This is a genomic window from Streptomyces sp. NPDC003011 (assembly GCF_053591515.1).
Genome location: NZ_JBSFTY010000065.1, coordinates 44,278 through 50,411 on the forward strand (window position 1 = coordinate 44,278; position 6,134 = coordinate 50,411).

9 protein-coding genes and 1 tRNA gene are annotated in these 6,134 nt (G+C 70.6%); 2 read left to right on the top strand and 8 right to left on the bottom strand.

Going from position 1 to position 6,134, the window contains the following annotated elements; all coding sequences use genetic code 11:
• Positions 1-78 precede the first annotated feature (78 nt).
• A complete protein-coding gene (locus ACWD0J_RS29250) occupies positions 79-264 on the top strand; it encodes a hypothetical protein (RefSeq protein WP_451498848.1) in 186 nt (61 codons plus the stop codon).
• Positions 265-321: 57 nt separating this feature from the next.
• On the opposite strand, the gene ACWD0J_RS29255 is transcribed toward ACWD0J_RS29250, so the two are convergent.
• The 8 genes from ACWD0J_RS29255 to ACWD0J_RS29290 form a co-directional block, all read right to left on the bottom strand.
• Positions 322-666: a PIN-like domain-containing protein gene (locus ACWD0J_RS29255; protein WP_451498849.1), complete on the bottom strand. Its 345-nt coding sequence runs from the start codon at positions 664-666 to the stop codon at positions 322-324.
• A gap of 31 nt (positions 667-697) precedes the next feature.
• Complete coding sequence (locus ACWD0J_RS29260) at positions 698-1,354, bottom strand: DUF433 domain-containing protein (protein WP_451498850.1); 657 nt, start codon at positions 1,352-1,354, stop codon at positions 698-700.
• Positions 1,355-1,439: 85 nt separating this feature from the next.
• A complete protein-coding gene (locus ACWD0J_RS29265) occupies positions 1,440-2,333 on the bottom strand; it encodes a hypothetical protein (RefSeq protein ID WP_451498851.1) in 894 nt (297 codons plus the stop codon).
• Positions 2,334-2,621: 288 nt separating this feature from the next.
• Complete coding sequence (locus ACWD0J_RS29270) at positions 2,622-2,804, bottom strand: DUF397 domain-containing protein (protein ID WP_451498852.1); 183 nt, start codon at positions 2,802-2,804, stop codon at positions 2,622-2,624.
• 139 nt (positions 2,805-2,943) lie between these two features.
• Positions 2,944-3,051, bottom strand: a complete 108-nt coding sequence (locus tag ACWD0J_RS29275) for a Scr1 family TA system antitoxin-like transcriptional regulator (RefSeq protein WP_451498853.1) — start codon at positions 3,049-3,051, stop codon at positions 2,944-2,946.
• Positions 3,052-3,370: 319 nt separating this feature from the next.
• Positions 3,371-3,444: transfer RNA gene (locus tag ACWD0J_RS29280), tRNA-Pro, on the bottom strand.
• A 67-nt stretch (positions 3,445-3,511) separates the two neighbouring features.
• Positions 3,512-4,267, bottom strand: coding sequence for a Pr6Pr family membrane protein (locus tag ACWD0J_RS29285; protein ID WP_451498854.1), 756 nt, complete (start codon positions 4,265-4,267; stop codon positions 3,512-3,514).
• 262 nt (positions 4,268-4,529) lie between these two features.
• Positions 4,530-5,456, bottom strand: a complete 927-nt coding sequence (locus ACWD0J_RS29290) for a metallophosphoesterase (protein WP_451498855.1) — start codon at positions 5,454-5,456, stop codon at positions 4,530-4,532.
• 93 nt (positions 5,457-5,549) lie between these two features.
• Between ACWD0J_RS29290 and ACWD0J_RS29295 the strand changes: the two genes are divergently transcribed.
• Positions 5,550-6,014: a GatB/YqeY domain-containing protein gene (locus tag ACWD0J_RS29295; RefSeq protein ID WP_451498856.1), complete on the top strand. Its 465-nt coding sequence runs from the start codon at positions 5,550-5,552 to the stop codon at positions 6,012-6,014.
• The last annotated feature ends 120 nt before the right edge of the window (positions 6,015-6,134 follow it).

A 6,134-nucleotide genomic window follows, 5' to 3' on the forward strand; every position in this document is an offset into this window, starting at 1 on the left:
GCCGCGGCGGAGAGGTTCCGGCTGCCGGTCGGGGCCCGCTGCTGCCCGCCAAGGCTCTGCGCGCAGAAGATGCGCGAGGTGACCAAGCACAACGTCGTCCGCAACGAGAGCTTCACCGAGCGCCTGAACGACCTGACGAGCACCCGCATCCGCCGCGTGCTGGCGATGTTCGACTACCCGCCGGAGGAGGAGCGCGAGGCGGTCGACCTGGTCCTCAAGCAGATGGAGATCGTGGCCGCCCTCTGGGCGCCCGCCGCGAAGTAGCCACGCATGCGGAAGTAGCAACGCATACGGGAGGGTGCCAGCAGGGGCGCCCTCCGGTCACGGCCAGGTGCGCTCAACACGGTCGTGCCGTACGGCGTAGACCGCTGGTCCGCCCTTCTCGACAGCCCGATGGATCGCGTCACGGCGTGCGACGAGACGCTCGACCATCTCGACGCTGCGAAGCTGCTGGTTGTCCAGGTAGAACAGCACCGCCTCACGCTCCAGGACGGGCTGGATCTCCAGGTCCCGGGTCTTGATCCGCCCGTCCTTCGACAGCGGGACCCAGGACCGGTCGAGACCGTGAGTGATCCACTCCTCGTCCGGAACGTCCTGCCCGTCGTCAGGAAAGACGTCCCCGATGCGGTGAACCGTCCACCCGCAGACTCTCAGTCCCTCCGCCACACGGCGACCGAGGTTCCGGTCGAGGAAGAACTCAGGCGGCAAGGTGCACCACGGCCCGGCAGAGCGCGTCCACCTGCTCGGGCGTCATGTCGTAGTCGTACGCGATGTCCTCGACGGTCTCCCCGGCCTCCCACAGGTCGGTGATGGCCTGGACCGTGACGCGGTTGGCGGCCACCACGGGGAGACCGTGACCGAACCTCGGATCGATCACGACGGGGACGGAGGCCGGGTACTGCCTCAGCCGCAGGCTGGAGGGGAAGTCCTCGCCCGGCTCCCAGGTCAGGTAGCGGAGATAGTCGGAGACCACTTCGTGGATGGGGACCTGGCCGTCGCGGGCTCTGCGGAGATCTCCCCAACCGTGCTCGATGAAGATGTCCACGCCGTCCGTGGCGATCCGCTTCGACACGAGGCCGTAGGGGGTGTCGAAGGCGTCCCGTACGGCGGCGGCCGCCTCCCTGATCTCGCTCATGCGGAGTCCCAGGGAACGCAGAGAACGAAGGACGTGCGCCTCGGCCACCGCGATGAACGGTACCGAAGGCTGCCCCCTCCGTACCGGCTCGACCTGGTGGACCAGCGGCGCTCCGGCGGCCCTGCCCTTCAGCCACGAGGTGAGGGTCGACTGCGGAATCTCAAGGTAAGAGGCGGTCTCTGCGGGCGTCAGAAGTCCGTCGTTGAACCGGTCGACCATGCGCCACCTCCTCTGTGCGCCGGATTTCGCATCGTGCCACACCAAGGCTCCCACCTGCGGGTGGACCGCACACCCGGTCATCGGCTCAGCCGGCCGCACGGACTTGGTCCCCGGCCAGGCAGTCCCGGCAACGGCCGGGTTCCGCCGAACGGAATCCCCGGTCGCAGCCGTCGCAGTTCCGCAGGGGCACGACCATCGGGCGCACCGGGGGTTCTGCGCTTCTGGCTGGTAGCGGCAGGGGAGTCTCCTTGAGCCGGTAGGCGAGGATGCCGGCCGGGCGGGTCAGGAAGTGGTCCGGGAGTCGTGCCGTGAGGTGGTCCGTGATCTGCGTGGGCAGGAGCCCTGCCGCGAGCCACCCGGTGACGGCAGGGGCGAGGCGGGCGATTTCCCGCGCGGACAGAATGAGGCGGGGGTCGACCCGACGCAGGGCGGTGAGTACGGCGACGGCTCGGGGGTCGGCGTCGGCGAGCGGTACCGGCGTCTCCGCCTCGGCCGGTACGGCCACCGCCACCGTTTCCCCAGCGGGCGCGGACGCGGGTGTGACCGCAGCGGAGGTGCCCTGCCTTCGGGGGCGACGCGGCTTCGGGGGTTCGGGAGGGCCGGCCGGATCCGGATCCAGGTCCGGATTGCCGCCGGAGACATCGTAGAAGTACGTCCGGGTACGGACCTGACCGGTGGGCGTTCGCTCACGACGGCGCTCCAGGTAACCGGCCGCTTCCAACTCCCTGAGCGCCCGCGAGATGAGGATCTCGCCCTCGTCGAAGTGCTGGCACAGGGCGGTGATGGTCACGGGGGAGCCGTCGGGCAGTGAGGAGATGTACGCCGCGACGCCGACCGTGACCGCGCTGCCGCGTCGCTGGGCGAGGGCGTTGGAGATCACCGTGAAGTCGGCCGTCAGCCGGGTGCGGACGTGGATCACGCCGGAGGTCGGAGCTCCGGCGTCGGCGCGCAGGCGCGCGTTAGACTGCGGGTCAGCCATCGGGAAGTCGTTCTCTTCCTGATCGGTCAGGCCCTCGATCGGGATGCCAGTCCCGGCCGGGGGCCGTATCTGTCTGCGGTTGTCGCGGCGAACGTAACCGTCCGTATCCCGCGCCTGCAAGCCGGTCACTCGGACGGGTGACGGGGCCTTTCCGGCGAGGGAGGGTGGGTGGGGGGGGGTAGTTCTTTCCCCCGGTTCTTTCAGGAGGCCAGTGGCCCGCCGGACCCTCGCGGACAAGGGCCCGGTGAGCTCGGAAGACGGACGGCGGCCGGGGCCCGGCCCGCCTCCTCAGGGACGGCGCCGCGCGGCCTTCGACTCGCCTGTGAAAGCGGTCCAGGAGGCGGCTTCGAAGCACAGCGCCGGACCGTGCGGGACCTTGCTGTCACGGACGGGGACGACGGCCTCCTGAAATCCGTCGGCCACCTCCACGCAGTCGCCCTCCATGGTGGACCCGCTCACGTCGATCGACATGAGCGGGGGCAGCGCCGCCCCTGCAGCCGATCGTCAAACACCTTGTAGCAACTGACGTCGGCCGGTTCTTCCATCAGTTGGCCGTAGTCCGATCCCTCTGTGTACGCCACTTCCGCGCCATCCGGGAGTGTCAGAATCGTCAGCGATCCACCCATGGCCTCATGTCCGCCTGGCCGAACGGCAGCACCTGCACGGTGATGTGACGTTCTGCTGCCACATCGAGCAGTCGCGCCGACTGCTGCCGCATCAAGCCATGGCCGCCGACGGGGCGCCTCAATGTGCGGATCCGACCGGGCGCTCGACGGGGCGTGGGCCGAGCGGGCCGCCGAGCAGGTGGCGACCTTGCGGCAGGAGGCCGCGACAGCGCGGGAGGCCCGTACCGGACTGCGGCACGAGGTGGACGCCCTCCGCTACCTGGTCACCCCGGTCCCCGCGTGGCTGCCCGCCCCGCTCGTGGACCCGTGGGATGAACGGCAGGCGTGCCGAGCGATCGACAGCGATCTCCAGGAACCACTCAGGGGCCCGACCCGCACTGCGGATCAGGCCCCTGAGTGGTGTTTCAGCTGTCGGGGTGGCGGGATTTGAACCCACGACCTCTTCGTCCCGAACGAAGCGCGCTGCCAAGCTGCGCTACACCCCGATTGTCGCTGCTCGTCGCGGCGACGTCGTTTACTTTAGCCCACCGGTGGCTGGAGGCGAAATCCGGTTTAGGCGCGGTGGCGGGTCGGGCTCGGGCGGGCGTGGTCGAGGGCCACGAGGAGGACGGCGAGGGCGTAGAAGGCGAGGCCGAGGAGGAGGGCGTTGCCCAGGACGCTCTTGTAGCCGTGGAGGTCCACGTCCAGGAAGGGGTAGAGGTAGCGGGCCGGGGTGCCGGACGGGAGCAGTTCGCCGCGGGCCAGGCAGAAGGCCAGGTAGGCCAGGGGGTAGAGGAGCCAGGGGGCGGCCTGGCGGAGGCGCAGGGCGCCAGGGGCGGTGAGGAGGAGCCAGTCCAGGAGGGCCGCGGCGGGGATCGCCGTATGCAGGAGCTGGTTGGAGAGCGCGTGCCAGCCTGTGGGGGCCATGGCCGCCTCGCCCGTCAACGGGAACGGGCTCGCCTCGTTGGCCAGGAGCAGGTGGTACACCAGGCCCGTGATCGTGACGTAGAGCAGGGCCGCGCCCGTGATGGCGGACGGCAGCGGGCGGCGGGCGGTCCAGGCCCTGCGGGCCGAGAAGAGCATGACCAGTGCCAGCAGGATCGTGCTCTGGATGGTGAAGTGGCTCAGGACCGCGGCCGGGCTGCCGAGAAGCAGGTCGATCGTCACGCCGGCGATCGCCGCCAGGGCGACCAGCAAGCGGTACGCGGCGGTCCGGGGGCGGCGTACGGGGGGCACCACCGCCGTGGCGGGGACGGGGGAGGGCAGCAGCGCGGGCATGCCGGGGATGGCGGGCAGGTCCGGGATGTCCCTGGGTATCGGGGCGGTCATGCCCTCACGCTAGACAGAGCCCACAAATGGGGCGATACGGGTGGGCTGTGCGGGTGAGGTGAGTGGTGAGCCGGCGTTGAGCCGGCGGTAAGCCGGTGGTAAGCCGTGTGGGTCGGCCATGGGCTAACCCATCCTCGGAGGGTCGCAGAGCGTCCCCGTGCGTCCGCGTGCATCCCGGAGCGTCACGGAGTACGCCGAAGTGACCTGAGTACGCCGAAGTGACCCGGCGCACCCGCCCGCCCCACACTCACCACCCGACGCGCTACTCCCGCCCCACCAGCGTCAGCAGCGTCGCCTCCGGCGGGCACGCGAACCGTACCGGTGTGTAGCGGTTGGTGCCGCAGCCCGCCGAGACGTGCAGGTACGCCGTACGGCCCTCAGCCGTGTGCGTGGACAGGCCCTTCACCCGGTCCGTGTCCAGGTCGCAGTTGGTGACGAACGCGCCGTAGAAGGGCAGGCACAGCTGGCCGCCGTGGGTGTGGCCGGCCAGGATCAGCGGGTACGCGTCCGCGGTGAAGGCGTCCAGGACGCGGAGATAGGGGGCGTGGACGACGCCCATCGAGAAGTCGGCGCCGCCCGACGGGCCGCCGGCCACCTCCGGGTAGCGGTCCCGCTTGATGTGCGGGTCGTCCAGGCCGGTCAGCTCGACCGACACGCCCTCGACCTTCAGCGTGCCGCGCGTGTTCGTCAGGTTCAGCCAGCCCGCCGCGTCGAAGCCGTCCCGCAGGTTCTCCCACGGGTTGTGGACGGCGTTGACGGCGGGCGCGTTGCCGTTCAGGCCGTGGCGGCCCTGGGCCTTCTCGAACAGGTACCGGGCGGGGTTGCGGAGTTTGGGACCGTAGTAGTCGTTGGAGCCGAAGACGTACGCCCCCGGGAACTCCAGCAGCGGGCCGAGCGCGTCCAGGACCTCCGGGACGCCCTCCGGGTCGGACAGGTTGTCCCCGGTGTTGATCACGAAGTCGGGGCGCAGGCCGGCCAGCGAGCGCAGCCAGCGCTGCTTCTTGCGCTGGCCGCCGACCATGTGGATGTCGGAGACCTGGAGCACGCGCAGGGGACGCATCCCGGAGGGGAGGACGGGGACCGTCACCCGTCGGAGGCGGAAGGAGCGGGCCTCGAAACCCGCCGCGTACACCAGACCGGCGGCGCCGGCCGCCGCTAGGGACAGAGGTACTCCGTATCGCGCGCGCATGCACCCATCGTGTCAGACCCCGCGGGACCCCATCGCCCGCCGCCCCTTTAATCAGCGGGCGTTCGCCCCCCGGCACCTGCGACAATCACCCCCATGACCACGCTGAAGTCGAAGCTGCAGGAAGACCTCAACACCGCGATCAAGGCGCGCGACGAGCTCCGCTCCTCGACGCTGCGGCTGACGCTCGCCGCGATCACCAAGGAGGAGGTCGCGGGCAAGACGAAGCGCGAGCTCTCCGACGACGAGGTGCAGAAGGTGATCACCCGCGAGGCGAAGAAGCGCCGTGAGGCGGCCGAGGCCTTCGCGCAGGGTGGTCGCGCCGAGAGCGCCGAGCGGGAGAAGGCGGAGGGCGAGGTGCTTGCCGCGTACCTGCCCAAGCAGCTCAGCGACGAGGAACTGCACCAGATCGTCGCCCAGGCCGTCGGGGAGGCGAAGGCGGCGGGCGCCGAGGGGCCGCGGGCCATGGGCGCGGTCATGAAGATCGTGAATCCGAAGGTGGCCGGCCAGGCCGAGGGCGGCCGCGTCGCCGCCGCGGTCAAGAAGCTCCTCGCGGGCTGAGAATCCGGAGCTCAGCCGGCGGTACGGCGATGGGGCGCCCCTCTTGACCGGCCCTTCCCCGTCGTCAGTGTCTACGCCGACCACCGCACCGGACAGCCAGGACGCAACGGGCTGCTCCTC

What these genes read in the sequence shown, in the direction of transcription:
- ACWD0J_RS29260 (WP_451498850.1), bottom strand. Translation starts at nt 1,354, where the DNA reads ATGGTCGACCGGTTCAACGACGGACTTCTGACGCCCGCAGAGACCGCC.
- ACWD0J_RS29265 (WP_451498851.1), bottom strand. Translation starts at nt 2,333, where the DNA reads ATGGCTGACCCGCAGTCTAACGCGCGCCTGCGCGCCGACGCCGGAGCT.
- ACWD0J_RS29270 (WP_451498852.1), bottom strand. Translation starts at nt 2,804, where the DNA reads ATGTCGATCGACGTGAGCGGGTCCACCATGGAGGGCGACTGCGTGGAG.
- ACWD0J_RS29275 (WP_451498853.1), bottom strand. Translation starts at nt 3,051, where the DNA reads ATGCGGCAGCAGTCGGCGCGACTGCTCGATGTGGCAGCAGAACGTCAC.
- ACWD0J_RS29285 (WP_451498854.1), bottom strand. Translation starts at nt 4,267, where the DNA reads ATGACCGCCCCGATACCCAGGGACATCCCGGACCTGCCCGCCATCCCC.
- ACWD0J_RS29290 (WP_451498855.1), bottom strand. Translation starts at nt 5,456, where the DNA reads ATGCGCGCGCGATACGGAGTACCTCTGTCCCTAGCGGCGGCCGGCGCC.
- ACWD0J_RS29295 (WP_451498856.1), top strand. Translation starts at nt 5,550, where the DNA reads ATGACCACGCTGAAGTCGAAGCTGCAGGAAGACCTCAACACCGCGATC.